The sequence below is a fragment of the Polynucleobacter sp. UK-Kesae-W10 genome (assembly GCF_018881575.1).
Lineage (GTDB): Bacteria > Pseudomonadota > Gammaproteobacteria > Burkholderiales > Burkholderiaceae > Polynucleobacter.
This window is the reverse complement of the sequence record NZ_JACVQB010000001.1, coordinates 79,462-97,428: the sequence shown is the minus strand read 5'-3', so window position 1 is coordinate 97,428 and position 17,967 is coordinate 79,462. Positions and strand designations below refer to the sequence as shown.

Genomic DNA, 17,967 nt, shown 5'->3' with positions numbered 1-17,967 from the left:
AAACCCTTATCTTGAAATCTTCTAATCGCCTCTTCGACATACTGATAGCAAAGCGCATAGTTGCTACTGTATCAGCCTTGCTGGTAATCGCCATAGGCTGTGGGGCAGGAATTTGGCAGCTCAACAGGGCCGAAGGCAAAATTGCTTTGGCGGAAAACCTGGCAGCTCGTCAACAAATGCCTATCTTGAATGCGAATGCGGCTGTCTGGTCTTTAGAGGAGGCTGGTGAGCGTCGCATGATTGCTCGTGGTCGGTATATCCCTGAGGCAGCCGTCTGGCTAGATAACCGTCCTAGGCCAATCCCTGCGGGTGGCGCAGGCAATACAGCACAAGCCGGTTTTTATCTGATGATGCCCTTTCAATTGGAAGGTAGGGATGAGGTGCTATGGGTTAATCGAGGTTGGGCACCGCGAAACAATGAACGTCGTGAATCTTTGCCGCCGATTGAGACGCCGGCCGGCATAGTGAATATTGAGGGCTTGGTATTTGCTCATCCAGGCAAAGTTTATGCCCTAGGCACAGAAGGCGACAATGTAGATCCCAATAAACCCCGTATTGCGCAAAACTTTGACTTAAGACGAGAGTCTCTGCTGCATGGTTGGGTACAAGCCCCCTTTATTTTGCGTTTAGAAGAGTCTGGAGTTTCTGATGGCCTACTGCGAGAGTGGGCGCCCCTGACAAGCGGAGTCGATCGCCATTATGCTTATGCATTCCAGTGGTTTGCTTTGGCCTTTGCTGGTTTTGTATTTTGGTTGCTGAGTGGCCTACGCCAATATAGGCCAGGAAATGTAGTGAATGGGGATTTAGGGTGAGTGATAAAGAATTGTTGATACCAGCATCACAAGCGGATTCTTCCGCTATTAATGCACAGACTCGTCGCGGGCGCATCCAAATGCTGCTCTTACTGCTTGCCTGCGCTGCTCCGGTCCTGGCATCTTATTTTGCTTATTACGTGATTAAGCCCGAGGGTGGAAAAACCAACTTTGGTACCTTAGTACATCCAGCGCAAGAGGCTAATCCAACATGGTTCAGTGTTCCTCTGCAAGGTAAGTGGACTCTGTTGATTGCGCGTCCTGCAGGAGAGTGTCAAATTCAGGATCAGAAATGTATTGAAGCGCTCTTTCTAATGCGACAGGTAAAGGTTGCGGTGGGTAGGGAAAGTGGTCGAGTGCAGCTCATGTGGGTCAATTTAGATGGCAAGTCCATCGATCCAGAGGTGGCAAAAGCATATGATGAACAGGTTGCAGGCTTTAAGGTGGTTTCACTACCAACCGATCCCAAACAGCGTGCAGAATTTTTGGGATGGCTCAATCGTGAGGGTGCTGGCGATCAAATTCAGTTGCTTGATCCAAGCCCAGCAAAAATGATGCTGATCCCCGTAACCAATTCTCCTAAAGAATTTGCTGCAATTAAAAAAGACCTAGAAAAACTGTTGCGTCTCAATCATAAGGGTGAGACTCTGTAATGCCCCATCTGATTTTGTTCTTGGAGTTAGCTGGAATTGCGATCGTATTCGCAGGCCTACCTTTAGCTTATGTTGGATCAAGACCGGGCTATAGTTTTTTTCAGAAGCTCAATTGGGTGTTGGTCTTTATGACTTTTGATTTGATTGTGTTTGGTGCATTTACCCGCTTAACGGATTCTGGCTTGGGTTGCCCTGACTGGCCTGGTTGCTATGGCACCTCAAATCCATTGCATGCCCTTGGTGACATTCAGCAAGCAGAGATGGCTTTACCTAGCGGCCCTGTAACGGTCATTAAGGCTTGGATTGAAATGATTCACCGCTATCTAGCAATGACAGTGGGCACCTTAATCATTGTGCAGCTTGCTTTAGCCTTTAGCAAAGTAAAAGCCTTGGGCAAATCCCCCTTACTCGGCAGTATGGCCTTATTGCTATTGGTTTGTATACAAGGGGCATTTGGTGCTTGGACAGTCACTCTCAAATTGCAACCTATCATTGTGACGATTCATTTGATGCTAGCCTTGGTCTTGTTGGCTTGCTTAACAGCTTACGCTCAGCAAGCTTGGATTGATAAATCCTCAGCCGTCAGGGTTATGCGTATTCGTCCTCTGCCTGCAAAGTTATTATTGTTGGCCTTTATCACCCTCTTTATACAAATATTTTTGGGTGCTTGGGTGAGTACCAATTACGCTGTCTTAGCCTGCCCTGATTTTCCAACTTGCTTGGGTGCTGCGTGGCCAGAAACAAATTGGTCTGAAGGCTTTACGCTGTGGCGTCAACTGGGCTTGAATGCGCAAGGCGAATATATTTCCCCTGTTGCTTTACAGACTATCCATTGGGCACATCGCCTATTTGCCATAGTGCTATTCATTACCCTCTCGGTGGTCGGGGTGAGAGCCTTGCGTGCTAGCAATACAGCAGTGCCTGAGCTTGGGCGTTTTGCCAAGCTTCTGTTTTCCCTGTTAACACTTCAAATCATCACTGGTATTTCAAACGTAGTGTTTCAGTGGCCCCTAGCAGCAGCCTTATTACATACTGCTGGTTCAGCTGCTTTAGTATTCTGTTTGGTCAGAATGAGTTATTGGGCCTCTTGGAAGTCACCAATTCGAATGCAGACTGCAAAGCTATGAGTACACCGCAATCCACTCCTTCAGCAGCGCTACCGCGCTGGCGTCAGTACTGGGTCCTCACTAAACCTAGAGTGACTCAGCTGGCCGTTTTTTGCGCTGTGATTGGTATGTTCTTGGCTACTCCCGGCATGGTCCCGTACCCCGTTCTCTTTGGCGGTATTGTTGGGATCTGGTTATTGGCGGGTGCGGCATTTGCAGTGAACTGTCTCATCGAGCAAGCAGTAGACGCCAAAATGAAGCGCACAGCATGGCGCCCTTCCGCTACAGGTGAGGTCACACCATTTCACATTATTGTTTTCTCAATCATTCTTGGATCTTTGGGGATGATTATTTTGTGGAATTTTTGCAATCCCCTAACCATGTGGTTAACGTTAGCCACCTTTGTAGGCTATGCAGTGATTTACACTTGGCTCCTCAAGCCTGCTACGCCACAGAATATTGTGATTGGCGGTCTTTCAGGGGCAATGCCACCAGCACTGGGTTGGGCGGCAGTAACCAATACTCTCTCTGCAGAGGCTTGGCTGCTCGTTCTTATTATTTTTGTTTGGACACCCCCACATTTCTGGGCCTTGGCTTTATATCGTCGCGATGATTATGTTCAATCAGGGCTTCCAATGCTCCCTGTGACCCATGGTGAACGCTTTACCTTGCTCAATATTTTGCTCTATACCTTGATTTTGATTGCAGCAACATTGTTGCCTTATATCTACGGCATGAGCGGTATGGTCTATTTGATTTCTGCGATTGTTTTAGGCTTGATGTTCTTGGCCTATGTAATCGCGCTATTTATTTCTTATAGCGATGCTTTAGCTAAAAAGACATTTCGTTTTTCAATCACTTATTTGTCCTTGCTCTTTGCAGCGCTGCTGTTAGACCACTATTTTCTTTGAGATGAAGATGACTTTATTCCGCAGCATGTTTATTGCATTTCTGTTGGTATTGCTAGCTGCGTGCAGCCCTAAGCCTGAATTTAAAAACATCGACATTACCGGTAGCACCTCGTTTGGCAAAGACTTTAGTCTGCTTGATCCAGATGGGAATATCAGAACTTTGGCTGACTTTAAGGGCAAAGTGGTGGTCATGTTTTTTGGCTATACCCAGTGTCCCGATATTTGTCCGACTACCTTGACGGAAATGCAGCAGGTCATGGCACTCATGGGGCCTCAGTCAGATAAGGTGCAGGTACTGTTTGTAACAGTTGATCCTGAGCGCGACACAGCGGTGATCTTGAAACAGTATGTTCCATCCTTTGATCCACGCTTTTTGGGTTTACGACCAGCAGATGAAGCTGCCTTAGAGAAGGTTACTAAAGACTTTAAGATTTATTACAAGAAAGTGCCTGGCAGCAGTCCTGGTTCATACACCATTGATCACACAGCTGGCAGTTATGCGTTTGATCCAGAAGGCCGTCTTCGTTTGTACATCAAGCATGCGCAAGGCCCAGAGACCTTGGCGCATGACTTGAAAGAACTGCTGAAGTAAGAGTATGTCGGCAAGGCGGCTGATTAAGCCGCTTGCAACATGCCGCGCATTTTTTTGAGAGCTGCAGTCTCAATTTGACGTACGCGCTCAGCGGAGATGCCGTATTCGTCAGCTAAATCATGCAATGTTTTAGTGCCATTGCCATCAGCATCCATAGCGAGCCACCGGGATTGAACGATATTGCGACTACGTTCATCCAAAGACATTAAGGCTTGATCCAACTTAGGACCTTGCATCGCATCCGCTTCAGTACTGGCGATGCGTTCTGTTGGCTCTTGACTGCTGTCGGCAAGCCATTGAATCGGCGCATAAGCGGCCTCATCATCGCTATCATCACCTTCTAATGCAATGTCTCCACCAGCGAGGCGCATTTCCATTTCTTTAACGTCAGAACCCTTTACATCCAGGGCCTTGGCGAGAGCATCTACTTCACCTGGTGTAAGTGCGCTCAAGGTTGGTTTATTGCTGCGTAAATTGAAGAAGAGCTTACGTTGCGCCTTAGTCGTTGCCATTTTGACCAAGCGCCAGTTCTTGAGAATGTACTCATGAATTTCAGCTTTGATCCAATGAATGGCATAGGATACAAGTCGAGCGCCGTTGTTTGGGTCATAACGCTTTACTGCTTTCATGAGACCAATATTGCCTTCTTGAATTAGGTCAGCATGTGGAATGCCATAGCCAAGGTATTGGCGTGCAACGGAAACCACTAAACGCAAATGCGAGAGCACTAAAGTTTTAGCGGCTTCAACATTTTCAGTGCGACGAAATTCCTGCGCCAGATGTAACTCTTCTGCAGCGCTCAGCATTGGTACGCGATTCACGTACGCAATGTAAGAATCGAGTGTGCCGACCCCAAGGGATGGCAGCATTGGAAATGCAGACGCCGCTGCAGCCTGCGCTACAGGCAGCCTTTGCAAATTCGGTTTGTCAGATTTCTTTTGAACCATTTTTTTTAATAAATATTAGGTGTTTATAGAAGTTTATTTTAGCACTCTTGTCAAGAGAGTGCTAATCCTTTTATATATCTGTAACTATTTGATTTAGTTGAATAATTCAGCTGAATATTGGCTGGCAGAGAAGGGTGCTAAATCTTCAATTCCCTCACCTTTTCCTAGGGCCAGGACAGCTGGTTTTGGACCGTCTTGCAAGGTATGGGCTAGAGCGCAGATCACGCCGCCTTTCGCCGTGCCATCAAGCTTGGTAACGATGATCCCGGTGAGCCCTAAAGCCGCATGGAAAGCTTTTACTTGGCTCAAACCATTTTGACCGGTATTGCCATCTAGCACTAAAAGTGTGTGGTGTGGCGCGCCTGGTAAAGCCTTGCCAATGACGCGCTTCACCTTTTTGAGCTCTTCCATCAGATTGTCTTGGGTGGCAAGACGTCCCGCGGTATCAATAATCAGAATATCGCTTTTGCGTGAGATAGCGGAATGGATCGAATCATGCGCTACGGCAGCCGCATCGCCGCCTTCTTGGCTAATGACATCTACCTGGTTACGTCCGCCCCATTCCTGGAGTTGGTTGCGGGCTGCGGCTCGGAAGGTGTCTCCTGCTGCCAAGAGTACCGACTTGCCCTGAGATTGAAAGAGTCGACACAGTTTTCCAATGGTGGTGGTTTTGCCAGCGCCATTGACGCCAACAACTAACCAAACTTCGGGAATATTCTCTTTGAGGCTTGCAAATAAAGGGTTTGGGCTTGGCTCTAGCGCTTGTAGCAAAGTGGCCACTTCTTGAATCAGGAGGGTCTGGAGCTCTTCAGGACTGGATGCCTTTTCAGACTTAGCGGCTTTGCGTAGCTTGCTAATCAATTGTTCAGTCGTGGGTAGGCCAACATCACTTTGAATCAGTGATTCTTCTAAGGAATCAAACCAAGCTTCGTCCGTCTTGCTTGATTTAAATAAGGATCCGAGGGTTTTACGTAAGCCGAACATAATCGATACAATTTAATCCTTGCATCTTATCAATTTAATTCTTGGGATATGGTGATTTAGCAGATGCGCTCCAATTTACTCCGAATTTCCTTCCTATTTTTGTTGTTTGCCCAATCACCTTGGGCTATGGCGAAAGATCAGGCGGATACCCATGAATTTTTATTAAGTAACGGCCTGAAATTGATTGTCCGGGAGGACCATCGCGCTCCCACAGTGGCGCATATGGTTTGGTATCGCGCTGGCTCTATGGATGAAACCAATGGACGTACTGGTGTAGCCCACGTTCTTGAGCACATGATGTTCAAAGGGACTGAAAAAGTAAAGGCCGGTGAGTTTTCTCGTTTGGTCGCCGCAGTAGGCGGACGAGAAAATGCATTTACTTCCCGCGATTACACCGCGTATTTTCAGCAGATTGAAAAGTCCAAATTGGACGATGTCATGAAGCTAGAGGCAGACCGCATGTCAAATTTAAATTTTGATGATGCTGAGTTCTTCAAAGAAATTCAGGTGGTAATAGAAGAGCGTCGTTTGCGCACTGAAGATAATCCTAACAGTCTGCTCAATGAGTCTTTAATGGCAACTGCGTATATGAGCTCGCCATATCGACATCCGGTGGTTGGTTGGATGAATGACTTACAAAATATGAAGCCTAGTGATGCGCGGGATTGGTATCGCAGTTGGTATAAACCCAATAATGCAATAGTGGTCATTACCGGTGATGTGGATGCCAAGCAAGTATTGGACAGTGTGGAGAAATATTATGGCGTGCATGCTGCACAAGAGTTGCCGGTACGTAAGCCTCAGATTGAGCCACCACAAAAAGGTATTAAACAGGTTCAGGTAAAGGCGCCAGCCGATAGTGCGCAAATTACCATGGCCTGGAAAGTGCCTCGTCTTGAGCCTGGCAAGCTAGATAACCCCGAGCCCTATGCCTTGGAATTACTGACGGCGGTATTGGATGGCTATGACAACGCTCGCCTGAATCGAGTCTTGGTTAAGCAAGAAAAGGTAGTCAATGATGTGGGCGTTGGTTACGACATGATTTCTCGTGGACCTGAATTATTTCAAATTAGCGCAACGATGGCTAAGGGAAAATCAGTGGCTCAAGCCCAAGCGAGTATTCGTAAAGCCCTCGAAGAACTAAAACAAAAAGGCATCTTGGAGTCTGAGCTCAAACGAATTAAAGTGCGCATTCTTTCTGAGCAAATTTACAAACGTGATTCTATTTTTGGTCAGGCCATGGAAATTGGTAGCACTGAGATGGCAGGATTTTCTTGGAGAGACATCGACTATATGCTTGAAAAGATGCAAACGATTACTCCTGAGCAAGTGCAAGCAGTCGCACAAAAATATTTATTGGATGAGGGTTTGACCATTGCAGTGTTAGATCCGCAGGCGCGTAATTTGGTAGGCAAGGAAGGTAAATAATGAGCACCTTCAATCGCATCATTGCTATCTGCTTTATTACGCTGGGCATATGCACTCATGCACAAGCCATCCTGCCAATCGAAAAGTTAGAGGCTTATAAAGGCGCCAAGGCCCACTTGGTTCAAACCCAGGCCCTGCCGATGGTCGATATTGAGGTCAGTATTGATGCTGGCGATCGCTACGACCCTCTGGGTAAGAGCGGTCTGGCAGATCTAACTGCAGGCCTGATGAGCTATGGGGCGCGCAGCGATAAGGGTTTATTGAATGAAGCGCAAATCGCCGATGAGATCGCTGATTTGGGAGCTAGCATTGGATTTTCTGTTAGTGGCGAGCGTGCCATTTTGCGTATACGGACTCTCAGTAGAAAAGATTTGCGAGATAGGGCCGTGCAATTGGCATCAACGATGTTAGGCGCCCCCACTTACGACGCCAATATCGTGGCACGTGAAAAGCAAAGAACGATTACGGGCTTGCTAGAGGCTGAAACAAAACCAGAATATGTATTAGAGCGCCGTTTCAAAAAAATGGTTTACGGTAGCTATCCATTGGCACAGACTCCTTCCCCTAAATCAATCAGCTCGATTACTGTTGCTGATTTAATGCGATTTCATCAGCAGTTTTATCGCGGCGATCGCATGCAAATCAGTATTGTGGGTGATGTAGATCAAGCGCAAGCCAATGAGATAGTTCAAGTGCTTTTAAAAAAGATACCTGATTCGGGCCCGGCGATACCAGCATTACCTCAACTGCAACGCTCCCCGATTGAGCCGCTTGCGCAGCGTGAGGTGCAAATCCCCTTTGATTCTCAGCAGGCACACATTGCCATGGGCATGACGGCGGTGGCACGCAATAACCCAGATTACTTCCCTTTGCTGGTTGGCAACTATGTATTGGGTGGAGGTGGTTTTGTATCGCGCCTGATGAGCGAAGTGCGTGAGAAGCGTGGTCTAGCCTATAGTGTTTTTAGTTATTTTGCACCTGGCAAAGACAATGGCATCTTTCAGGCCGGTTTGCAAACAAAGGGTGATCAAAGTGCTTTGGCTCTCGAGGTGATGAGTAGCACAATTGAAAAATTTATCGCTGATGGACCTACGGTTTCTGAGCTTACTGCGGCGAAAGCAAATCTCATTAATGGCTATCCATTGCGCATTGATAACAATCGTAAATTATTAGATAACGTGTCAGCAATTGTCTGGAATGATTTGCCTCTAGACACTATGGAAACTTGGACCAAACAAGTAGATGCGGTGACCTTGGATCAAGTGCGTGCCGCATTCCAAAAATATTTAGCAATGGATCGCATGAAAATTGTGGTCTTAGGGGCTCAAAATAAATAAGCCCGCAAAGCTATTCAAGGCAGAGCCTCCCAAAAAAGTGCGCATTATTGGGGGCGCTTGGAGAAGTCGTCTCTTGTCGGTATTAGATTTGCCGGGTTTACGACCAAGCACAGATCGTGTTCGGGAGACGCTATTTAATTGGCTGGGGCAGGACTTAACAGGTCTGAAGTGCCTCGACTTATTTGCTGGCACTGGCGCCTTAGGTTTTGAAGCCGCTTCTCGTGGAGCAAGTGAGGTGGTTCTCATTGAGCGAGATAAAAAAGCCCACACAAACCTCCAAAGGAATTTTTCCTTGTTGCAGTCTTCTCCTGTTCCTGGCAAGGTCGAGCTGATTCATGGGGATAGTATTGAGTTTTTAAAGCGCCTCCCAGATCAATCAAGTCATCTCATTTTTATTGACCCACCCTTTCAAGACGCCTCTTTACTAGACCGGGCTGTACTTGAGGCTGGCAGGGTCTGTGATGACGCTACTGGTGGCGGCATTTATGTTGAATTTCCAGCGACTCGGCAGCGAGAGGAGATTGAAGCGCTCTTACCCTCCTGGCATTGTGGAAAATACTTAGAGGCTGGCCAGGTAAAAGCTTGTCTATTTCGGGGTAGAAGGGGCTAAACTCTTGCCTGTAGCTGATAAAGCCTTAGGAGATTTATGACTGTTGCCGTCTACCCTGGAACATTTGACCCGCTGACTCGTGGTCACGAGGATTTGGTGCGTCGAGCATCCAGTATTTTTAGCGAGCTGATTGTGGGCGTGGCTTCTAGTCGCAGCAAGCATCCTTTTTTCACGCTAGATGAGCGCATTGCCATTGCCAAGGAAGTATTGGGGCACTACTCCAATGTGAAGGTTGTTGGCTTTGATGGCCTATTAAAAGACTTTGCCCGTGAACATAATGCGCGCGTCATTGTGCGTGGCTTACGCGCTGTTTCTGACTTTGAGTATGAGTTCCAGATGGCCGGTATGAACCGCTATCTTTTGCCGGATGTCGAAACATTATTCTTGACCCCATCTGATCAGTATCAATTTATTTCAGGAACATTTGTACGTGAAATCGCCTTAATGGGTGGCGATGTGAGTAAGTTTGTTTTCCCATCAGTGGAAAAATGGCTTGTTCAAAAGATTGCCATTGCTAATGCGGCAAATAAGTAAGGTGCTTGCTTAAAACATGGCTTTAATGATTACCGATGAGTGCATCAACTGTGATGTCTGCGAGCCAGAATGCCCTAACGATGCAATCTATATGGGTTTAGAGATCTATGAGATTGATCCCGACAAGTGCACCGAATGCGTAGGGCATTATGACGCTCCTCAGTGCCGTCAGGTATGTCCGGTCGACTGCATTCCATTTAATCCAGCACATACCGAGACACAAGAGCAGCTCATGGTGAAATTCAAGCTGTTAACAGCCAGCAAAAAGACTAATTTAACTTAGCCTTTGGAGTGCAGCTCCATCATGGCAGCTTGCGTATCGCCCTTGAGAAATAGGGGCAGAATTTGCAAACCATTTTCAATGCTCGCATCAATCTGTTTTTGTTCGCCCAACTGGGGTCTGCGTAAAACATAGTCAGCAACATCCATAGGGCGACCCTCTCCCGCCAAATCTCGGGGATGACCAATGCCTAAACGAAGGCGCCAATAGTTCGGCGTTCCTAGGTGGGCTTGGATATCTTTCAATCCATTGTGGCCGCCGGTACCGCCGCCTAATTTAATACGGGCGGTGCCTGGTTTCAGATCCAGCTCATCTTGAACCACCAAAATATCTGCAGGCAGGATTTTGTGGAAGCGACATAGAGCGCCTACTGCTTGACCGCTAAGATTCATATACGTGCTTGGTTTGAGTAGGAAGAGGTCCTCCCCCTCCCATTTACCTTTCGCTACTTTTCCATGAAAGCGTTTTTCGGATTCAAAGCGCGCATTCAATTGTTTTGCCAAGGCGTCGACAAACCAGAAGCCAGCGTTGTGCCGATCTTCCTCATGCTCATCTCCTGGGTTGCCAAGGCCAACAATTAATTTAGTCATGTCCAGAGTTTAAAGATATACAAGCATTTATACAAAAGAGAAAAAATAAAGCCCGCTTGCGCGGGCTTTATTTCGCAAACAAGTTGACTTAATAAATTAAGCCTTGTCCTTTGCTTCGGCAGCAGGAGCGGCTGCTGGAGCTGCCGCAGGAGCCGCTTCTTCAGTCTCAGCAGCTTTAACAGCTGGAACACGAGCATTTGCAATCACTGGGTTCTCTTGCTCAACGTGCAACACCAAAGAAACACCTTTAGGTAGGTTGAGGTCTTTGGCATGAACAGAGTGACCCACTTCAATTTTGCTCAAGTCCACTTCAATGAACTCTGGCAAATCTGCTGGTAAGCAAGATACTTCGATGTCATTGACGATGTGGCTGATGACGGCACCTTGCAATTTCACAGCGGCTGAAGTTTCAGCATTAGTGAAGTGCAGTGGAACGCGCATGTGAACTTTTTCAGTCGCAGAAACGCGCTGGAAGTCGATGTGCAAAACTAATGGTTTAAATGGATGCATTTGGTAATCACGCAACAACACTTTTTGTGTTTTGCCACTGATTTCCAAATCCAAAATGGATGAGTGAAATGCTTCTTTACGGAGAGCATGGAATAAGGCGTTATGGTCTAACTCAATGACCAAGGCTGGATCTTTACTACCGTAAACGATTCCCGGAGTTTTTCCGGAATTGCGCAGACGGCGGCTCGCACCCGTTCCCTGTACGCTTCTTTCAAAGGCTACAACTTTCATATTTAATTCCCTTTAAAGGTTAATTTCCGTTCGCGACCAAACAGAAAAGCCTTCGATTATATCGTGGGAATGGAGGTTTTTGCCTACAAACGCCTCAAAACTGCCAAAAAACGGGGTAAAACGGTGTTTTTTGGCTTATTCGGCGAACATGGACATGACTGAATCGCCCTTGCTGATGCGCGACAGGGTCTCGGCCAGCAGTGGAGCAACGGTCAATTGACGTATTTTGCTGACTTTTGATGCTTCTGCAGTCAATGGGATGGTGTCGGTAACGACGAGTTCATCCAATTGGGAGGCTGCAATACGGGCTACAGCACCGCCTGAAAGCACGGCGTGAGTGCAGTAGGCAGTAACACCCTTAGCGCCACGCTCTTTAAGCGCCTCAGCGGCCTTACAGAGGGTTCCGCCGGTATCAATGATGTCATCCATGATGACGCAGTGACGGCCTTCTACTTCACCAATCAGATGCATTACTTCAGAAACGTTCGCCTTGGGACGACGTTTATCAATAATCGCCAAATCAGTACCCAGTTGCTTGGCCATTGCGCGGGCGCGTACTACGCCACCAATGTCTGGGGAAACAATAATGAGGTCTTTTTGGGTCTTTTGCGCTTGTAAGTCAGCCAGTAAAACTGGTGAGGCATAAATATTGTCTACAGGGATATCAAAAAAGCCCTGGATTTGGTCGGCGTGAAGGTCCATGGTGAGGACTCGCTCAATACCGGCAACGGATTGAAGCATATTTGCAACAATGCGGGCTGAGATCGCAACACGCGCTGAGCGTGGACGACGGTCTTGACGGGCATAACCAAAGTAAGGAATAACTGCTGTGATGCGGCTGGCAGATGCTCGCTTTAGGGCATCGATCATGATCATCAGCTCCATCAAGCTGTCATTGGTTGGTGCACAGGTTGATTGGATGACAACGACGTTTTTGCCGCGAACGTTTTCTTGAATTTCTACTTGGATTTCACCGTCTGAGAAACGACCTACAAAAGCTTTGCCCATTGGCAGCTTGAGCTCTTTGGCTACAGCCTCAGCCAAAACCGGATTTGCGTTACCTGTAAATAAAGTCAATAAATCAGAGTTTGTGGAGGACATGGTCTTAAGGGTTTTGTAGGGTCAAAAGGTTATCTTTGTCGTTTCTACAGTGTTTGGCAGGGGAAGAAGGATTCGAACCTTCGCATGCTGGAATCAAAATCCAGTGCCTTAACCAGCTTGGCGATTCCCCTACGGATCAATCTGAAGAAATCAAATTGTAAGCGGGATTTTTATTTAGCCCCCGAACAACCCGACCTATCCACCCTTTAGGAAGATTTTGTAGAAGATTTTCCAGTTTTGCGAGGTCGGTCTTAGGTTCTAAGACGGCAAAAACGCTACTTCCGGAGCCAGACATACGAGGCACGGAGCCCGGTACTGCTTGGCCAATCCAATCCAAAGCTTGCTTCACTTCAGGACAAATCCGCATCGCTACCGCCTGACAATCATTGGTTTGATTTAAGGGCGACGATGCAAGAAAGCCATCAATTGTAATCGGAGCATGGTCTCGGGTCAATTGAGGGTCTTGAAAAATTCGTACAGTGGGGATGCCCTGATTGGGAAAGATCACCAAAAAGTCATGATTTTCTAGGGAAATTTCTTGGATTTTCTCCCCTATCCCTTCGACAAATGCGTTTTTCCCAAAAATGAAAAATGGCACGTCTGCCCCAAGCTTGAGGCCCAGTTCGCAGAGTATCTCTTTGCTCAGATGTAGATTCCAGAGAGCGTTTAGGCCGATTAGGGTGCTTGCTGCATCAGATGAGCCTCCCCCCAGTCCAGCGCCCATGGGAATTTCCTTATACAGACCAATCTCTACCCCACAATCAAGCTTGCAAAAATCTTTTAATAATTTTGCAGCCCTGACTACCAAATCCTGCTCTGCTGGAACGCCTTCAATAGGCCCAATTCGGCGAATTTCATTTTCAGGAATCGCCTTGAGGGTGAGGGTGTCACACCAATCGATGAGCTGAAAAACAGATTGAAGCAAGTGGTAACCATCTGCACGTTGCCCAACAATGTGCAGAAATAAATTGATCTTTGCTGGTGAGCGAAGTGTCAGAGACTGAAAATACGCTTCACTCATTCGCTTGATCAAAGACAAGACGGATATCGATCGATCCAATGTTTGAAGATCGAGTCATGGTTAATTTCTCTAAACGATTGTTATTGCCCCAGCTGTATGCCAGGCTCCAACCATCTTGAATGATTTTGCTTACTTGGCCTTTTGCATTGCGTTCCACGCTTGCTTCGCTACCTGGTCTGACTTCTCCTCTGAGCCAATTAGAGAGGCCGCGCGCTGGCAATGGAAGTCCCAAAGTATTTTGAATTAAGGTATCCGCATCAACCGCAGTAACTACTTGACCATCACGCTCTAATGTAGCTTCACCAGGAGTGATCGTAATTTTTGCAATGGATCCACCCATCGGGTTACGAATCTCTAAGATGTCCTTCAGCTGATCTTGCGTCAACGTAAAGCCACCCGATCCGCCCTGATTTTGGGTATCTGTGATGCCGATGACTTTTACCGCAAAGCGACCGTCCCATGAGCCCGTCTTTGCTTGCTCAGAGCTGGTCCAGTCTGGCTTGAGACGCTTCAGTGTTTCTTGTAGTGTCGGGTTATTTGCATCTAATTTTTGACCTTGGCGCCAAATTTCTTCGGCCTCAGTTTTGCGGTTCATGGCCCACAACACTTCGCCCTCGTGTGCAGCAATATCAGCTTGTGGAGACAGATTGAATGCTTGCTGCAATTGTTCCAATGCCAATGCATTTTTACCAAGTCGAAAATTCACCCACCCTAAGCTATCCAAAATAAAAGCGTCTTTTGGCGAAAGCTGATGGGCTTTGCTGATCAATGCAAACGCTTCCGATAATTTCAGGTTGCGATCTGCTAGGGAGTAACCGAGTGCATTTAGTGCATTTACGTCGTTTGGATTTTTACGCAAAATTTCTCGCAAGGATTTCTCCATCACATCCAGGCGTCCCACTTTTTCAGCGGACATGGCATAGGTGTATAGCAGACCAGGATCCTTTGGAGAAACTTTGACAGTGGAGGCAATGGCATAAAAGGAGCGGAGCGCTTCTGACTCATCTTTTGCTTTGCCTAGCAAAGTTTGTAACTGCAACAAGGTATTTTCTTGTTGCGCTGGAGTTTGTTGGCTCAGTAATGCGATCGCTGGTTTAACGGTATCAGGCCAGCGATTACTCAAGGCCAGCAAGGTGATTAATACTTCTTTTGGTTTTGTTTGTGAGGCTGGTGAAAGACTGTCCCACTCTTGGGCGGCCTGGAGGGCCAAATTGGGTGAGCCACCCGCAATCCCGATCTCCATTGCCCTTTGTGCAAGGCGGGGGTCTTTGTATTGGCGGGCCATTTCCATATAGGTGCTGTACGCCAGGCCGGCCTCTCCGCGCTGCAAAGCGATTTCGGAAGCCAGCACTTCAAACACCGCCTCTCCCGTTTGCATCCCATTGGCCTGGGCAAAGAGTTGTCCAGAAAAGCCTGCCCCCAGGGTGAGGGTGCCGATGAATAAACCCCGCAAAAAGGATTTAAGTGTGAATTTGCTCATAAGCACATTCTAATCCGCGAATCTACAATTGCTTCATGCCAGAACTTCCAGAAGTAGAGGTCACGAAATTAGGAATTGCCCCCCATCTTTTGGGGCGCAGCATTACTGCGGTCAAAATTCTGGATGGACGTCTGCGTTGGCCCGTCCCTAGCAATTTATCGAAACTCTTGCCAGGGCAAAAAGTCCACTCTATTGAGCGGCGTGGGAAGTATTTGCTTATAGAGCTAGATACAGGCCATTTGCTGATTCATTTGGGGATGACTGGAACCTTGCGAGTATTGCCACTCTCAGAACCCTTGAAGTTGCACGATCGGGTTACCTTTGAGTTTGCGAAGTTGAGCTTACGTCTGCACGATCCTCGTAAATTTGGAGCCGTTTTATGGCACCCCCATAGCAAAGGGCCGATCGATCAAAATCCGCTGTTGCAAAAACTGGGTATTGAACCTTTCTCTCCTGGCTTTGCTAGCGAACAAGGCGCACAACTTTTATACGACGCTTCTCGAAAGCGGAGCGTTGCCGTTAAGCAATTTTTATTGGCTGGACAGGCGGTAGTGGGTGTGGGCAATATTTACTGCTCTGAGAGCTTATTCGAGGCGGGCATTCATCCAGCAAAAGCTGCTGGCAAGCTCACGCGACCACAATGCGTACGCTTAGCTGCTGCAGTCAGATTGATTTTGAAAAAAGCCATCGATGCAGGCGGCAGCTCTTTAAAAGATTTTGTGAATAGCGATGGCGATCCTGGGCACTTCATGGTGCAGACCAAGGTGTATGACCGCAAGGATCAACCTTGCAAGGTATGCAAAACGCCCATCAAACAAATTGTGCAAGGGCAGCGTTCTACGTATTTTTGTCCAGTGTGTCAAAAGCGCTGATGAGTACTTTCTCGCAAAAGCTGATTGCTTGGCATGGACAGAGTGGGCGATCAGGCTTGCCTTGGCAGGGGAATCGAGATCCCTATGCCGTCTGGGTGTCTGAGATTATGTTGCAGCAAACCCAAGTTGCGACTGTTCTTGAGCGATACCCTCGCTTTATAAAACGTTTTCCGAATGTTAAAAAATTAGCTGCAGCCAATATTGATGAGGTGTTAGCTGAGTGGGCGGGTTTGGGATATTACTCACGCGCGAGAAATTTACATGCCTGTGCGCAGCAGGTAATGAGTGACTATGAAGGCGTATTTCCGAGTGATCCAAAGTTACTGGAGCAACTAAAAGGCATTGGACGTTCTACTGCTGGTGCTATTGCCGCGTTTGCTTTTCATAAAAGAGCACCGATTCTCGATGCCAATGTCAAACGGATTTTGGCGCGCCTCTTCGCCGTAGAGGGCGCCATCCAAGATAAGGCTGTTAATGATCGTTTATGGCAGATCGCTGATGAATTATTGCCGAGTAAGCCAAAAGATATGCCGGTCTATACGCAAGCGTTAATGGACTTTGGTGCTACCTGGTGTACTGCTCGTAAGCCAGTTTGTTTAAGTGGCGAGAAAAGATGCCCATTTGAAAAAGAATGCCAAGCTAACTTAAGTGATCAAGTGCTTACTCTGCCGCACAAAACCATCAAAGCAAAATCACCCGAGTTTGATTGTGAAATGCTCCTGATTCGATCCGGGAATGCCATTCTGTTGCAAAAGCGTGCCAGCAAAGCCATTTGGGGCGGCTTATGGTCGCTGCCTGAGACTCCCTGGGAGCCTAAAAGCGACCTGAGTCAGCGCAATACGCCCAACCTAAAGGAGTTAGTGGAAATCACGATGCCGACAGAGAAGGCTTCGGCTTGGGTGAAAGCCTGTAAACGCTTTGAGCGGCATGCTGATGTGAAGCATGTTTTTACCCATCGGCGCTTGTGGATGCATATTTGGGTGGTGGAAATGAATCAACCTGTTGCTCCCTTGGGGGCTGATTTTCAGTGGATTCCTTTAGCCCAGTTGGGCCGTTACGGCTTGCCACAACCGATTAAAGTTTTGTTGCAGGGATTGAGTCTAGTTCGCGGTGACGGTCTAAAAAATTAATCTGTAGCGAGATTAATTCTTTTTGCGCGCGGAAGTGTTCGCTAATTCGGTTCACAAGATAGACAGAACGATGTTGTCCACCAGTACAACCAATAGCAACAGTCAAATAACTCCGTCCATCAGCAATATAGTGCGGCAGCCATTTATCGATAAATTGAGTAATGTCACTCTCCATGCTGACAACCTCTGGAATTTTTTCCAGGAACTCTTTTACGGGCTTGTCGTTACCTGTGAGCGGTCTTAAGACTTTATCGTAATGGGGGTTTGGTAGACAGCGAACATCAAAGACTAAATCTGCCTCGCTTGGAACCCCTTTTTTAAATCCAAACGATTCAAAAATCACCGTTAAGCCAACAGGTTTATCTTTTAGTAAATCTTGAATCCACGAGCGCAGCGCATGCGCAGGCAGGTTGCTGGTATCAATGCTATGCGCTTGGGCGCGCAGGGGCTCAAGCAGATTACGTTCTTTATCAATTGCCTCAATCAGGGTAGCCGATTGGGTTTCTTTAGAGTTGCTGGATAAGGGATGTCTACGCCGTGTTTCGGAAAAGCGCTGAACCAAGGTATTGGTATCCGCATTGAGGAAAACGACTCGCACCTGATGGTTGCGGCGTAGATTTTCCAAAATGGAGGGAAGGTCGGCAATGGACTGACCCCGGCGCGCATCAATGGCAACAGCTACGCGTTCGCTATTCTCTTTTGCAAGAGTACTAATGAGATTTTCTAAGAGTGATACCGGAAGGTTATCAACACAGTCATAACCTGCATCCTCAAAAGCCCGCAGGGCAACTGATTTACCCGAGCCTGAGATTCCGGTAATCAGATTAATTTGCATAAC

General features: G+C 47.3%; 20 protein-coding genes and 1 tRNA gene. 12 read left to right on the top strand and 9 right to left on the bottom strand.

All coding sequences use genetic code 11. The annotated features are described in order from the left end of the window. Window positions 1-11 precede the first annotated feature (11 nt). The 5 genes from ICN24_RS00505 to ICN24_RS00485 are packed head-to-tail and all read left to right on the top strand — an operon-like array spanning window position 12 to window position 4,074. Complete coding sequence (locus tag ICN24_RS00505; protein WP_255532514.1) at window positions 12-812, top strand: SURF1 family protein; 801 nt, start codon at window positions 12-14, stop codon at window positions 810-812. Next, window positions 809-1,465, top strand: coding sequence for a hypothetical protein (locus tag ICN24_RS00500; RefSeq protein WP_216220647.1), 657 nt, complete (start codon window positions 809-811; stop codon window positions 1,463-1,465). Before ICN24_RS00505 ends, ICN24_RS00500 begins: the two co-directional genes overlap by 4 nt. Continuing rightward, on the top strand, window positions 1,465-2,592 hold the full coding sequence (locus tag ICN24_RS00495) for a heme A synthase (RefSeq protein WP_255532513.1): 1,128 nt from the start codon (window positions 1,465-1,467) through the stop codon (window positions 2,590-2,592). The genes ICN24_RS00500 and ICN24_RS00495 overlap by 1 nt, the downstream gene beginning before the upstream one ends. After that, on the top strand, window positions 2,589-3,482 hold the full coding sequence (gene cyoE, locus ICN24_RS00490; protein ID WP_216220645.1) for a heme o synthase: 894 nt from the start codon (window positions 2,589-2,591) through the stop codon (window positions 3,480-3,482). The genes ICN24_RS00495 and cyoE overlap by 4 nt, the downstream gene beginning before the upstream one ends. 7 nt (window positions 3,483-3,489) lie before the next feature. Beyond that, window positions 3,490-4,074, top strand: a complete 585-nt coding sequence (locus ICN24_RS00485; protein WP_216222138.1) for an SCO family protein — start codon at window positions 3,490-3,492, stop codon at window positions 4,072-4,074. 23 nt (window positions 4,075-4,097) lie between these two features. Here the strand turns inward: ICN24_RS00485 and rpoH are convergent, their stop codons facing one another. Both rpoH and ftsY read right to left on the bottom strand, forming a co-directional pair. Then, window positions 4,098-5,021 (bottom strand): RNA polymerase sigma factor RpoH, encoded by a 924-nt coding sequence (gene rpoH / locus ICN24_RS00480; protein WP_216220643.1) that lies wholly within the window; start codon window positions 5,019-5,021, stop codon window positions 4,098-4,100. A 93-nt stretch (window positions 5,022-5,114) separates the two neighbouring features. Next, window positions 5,115-6,005 (bottom strand): signal recognition particle-docking protein FtsY, encoded by an 891-nt coding sequence (gene ftsY, locus ICN24_RS00475; protein ID WP_216220641.1) that lies wholly within the window; start codon window positions 6,003-6,005, stop codon window positions 5,115-5,117. A 63-nt stretch (window positions 6,006-6,068) separates the two neighbouring features. Here ftsY and ICN24_RS00470 point away from each other — a divergent pair, with 63 nt between their 5' ends. Genes ICN24_RS00470 through ICN24_RS00450 form a run of 5 tightly spaced genes read left to right on the top strand, consistent with a single transcriptional unit; the run spans window position 6,069 to window position 10,197 of the window. Then, complete coding sequence (locus ICN24_RS00470) at window positions 6,069-7,433, top strand: pitrilysin family protein (RefSeq protein WP_216220639.1); 1,365 nt, start codon at window positions 6,069-6,071, stop codon at window positions 7,431-7,433. Further along, a complete protein-coding gene (locus tag ICN24_RS00465; protein WP_216220637.1) occupies window positions 7,433-8,770 on the top strand; it encodes a pitrilysin family protein in 1,338 nt (445 codons plus the stop codon). Before ICN24_RS00470 ends, ICN24_RS00465 begins: the two co-directional genes overlap by 1 nt. Beyond that, the gene (gene rsmD, locus ICN24_RS00460; RefSeq protein ID WP_216222136.1) at window positions 8,763-9,380 is read left to right on the top strand and encodes a 16S rRNA (guanine(966)-N(2))-methyltransferase RsmD; all 618 of its coding nucleotides are present in this window, start codon (window positions 8,763-8,765) and stop codon (window positions 9,378-9,380) included. The genes ICN24_RS00465 and rsmD overlap by 8 nt, the downstream gene beginning before the upstream one ends. Window positions 9,381-9,416: 36 nt before the next feature. Continuing rightward, complete coding sequence (gene coaD / locus ICN24_RS00455) at window positions 9,417-9,914, top strand: pantetheine-phosphate adenylyltransferase (RefSeq protein WP_216220635.1); 498 nt, start codon at window positions 9,417-9,419, stop codon at window positions 9,912-9,914. 16 nt (window positions 9,915-9,930) lie between these two features. Further along, window positions 9,931-10,197: a YfhL family 4Fe-4S dicluster ferredoxin gene (locus ICN24_RS00450; protein WP_216220634.1), complete on the top strand. Its 267-nt coding sequence runs from the start codon at window positions 9,931-9,933 to the stop codon at window positions 10,195-10,197. On the opposite strand, the gene pth is transcribed toward ICN24_RS00450, so the two are convergent. The 6 genes from pth to ICN24_RS00420 all read right to left on the bottom strand — a co-directional run bounded on the left by pth (window position 10,194) and on the right by ICN24_RS00420 (window position 15,127). Continuing rightward, entirely contained in the window at window positions 10,194-10,784 is a 591-nt protein-coding gene (pth, locus tag ICN24_RS00445) for an aminoacyl-tRNA hydrolase (RefSeq protein ID WP_216220632.1), read from the bottom strand. The two genes, ICN24_RS00450 and pth, sit on opposite strands and share 4 nt — an antisense overlap. A 96-nt stretch (window positions 10,785-10,880) precedes the next feature. Continuing rightward, a complete protein-coding gene (locus tag ICN24_RS00440) occupies window positions 10,881-11,525 on the bottom strand; it encodes a 50S ribosomal protein L25/general stress protein Ctc (RefSeq protein WP_216220630.1) in 645 nt (214 codons plus the stop codon). A 135-nt stretch (window positions 11,526-11,660) separates the two neighbouring features. Next, a complete protein-coding gene (locus ICN24_RS00435) occupies window positions 11,661-12,626 on the bottom strand; it encodes a ribose-phosphate pyrophosphokinase (protein ID WP_216220628.1) in 966 nt (321 codons plus the stop codon). Between the two features lie 54 nt (window positions 12,627-12,680). Continuing rightward, a tRNA-Gln gene (locus tag ICN24_RS00430) sits at window positions 12,681-12,757 on the bottom strand. A 5-nt stretch (window positions 12,758-12,762) separates the two neighbouring features. Beyond that, window positions 12,763-13,647 (bottom strand): 4-(cytidine 5'-diphospho)-2-C-methyl-D-erythritol kinase, encoded by an 885-nt coding sequence (gene ispE / locus ICN24_RS00425; RefSeq protein WP_216220626.1) that lies wholly within the window; start codon window positions 13,645-13,647, stop codon window positions 12,763-12,765. Then, complete coding sequence (locus tag ICN24_RS00420) at window positions 13,640-15,127, bottom strand: outer membrane lipoprotein LolB (RefSeq protein ID WP_216220624.1); 1,488 nt, start codon at window positions 15,125-15,127, stop codon at window positions 13,640-13,642. The genes ispE and ICN24_RS00420 overlap by 8 nt, the downstream gene beginning before the upstream one ends. Before the next feature lie 35 nt (window positions 15,128-15,162). Here ICN24_RS00420 and mutM point away from each other — a divergent pair, with 35 nt between their 5' ends. Continuing rightward, complete coding sequence (gene mutM / locus ICN24_RS00415) at window positions 15,163-15,999, top strand: bifunctional DNA-formamidopyrimidine glycosylase/DNA-(apurinic or apyrimidinic site) lyase (protein ID WP_216220622.1); 837 nt, start codon at window positions 15,163-15,165, stop codon at window positions 15,997-15,999. Next, window positions 15,999-17,129: an A/G-specific adenine glycosylase gene (mutY, locus tag ICN24_RS00410; RefSeq protein ID WP_216859871.1), complete on the top strand. Its 1,131-nt coding sequence runs from the start codon at window positions 15,999-16,001 to the stop codon at window positions 17,127-17,129. The genes mutM and mutY overlap by 1 nt, the downstream gene beginning before the upstream one ends. Here mutY and rapZ read toward each other — a convergent pair. Next, the gene (gene rapZ, locus ICN24_RS00405) at window positions 17,074-17,964 is read right to left on the bottom strand and encodes an RNase adapter RapZ (protein ID WP_216220620.1); all 891 of its coding nucleotides are present in this window, start codon (window positions 17,962-17,964) and stop codon (window positions 17,074-17,076) included. The two genes, mutY and rapZ, sit on opposite strands and share 56 nt — an antisense overlap. Between the last annotated feature and the right edge of the window lie 3 nt (window positions 17,965-17,967).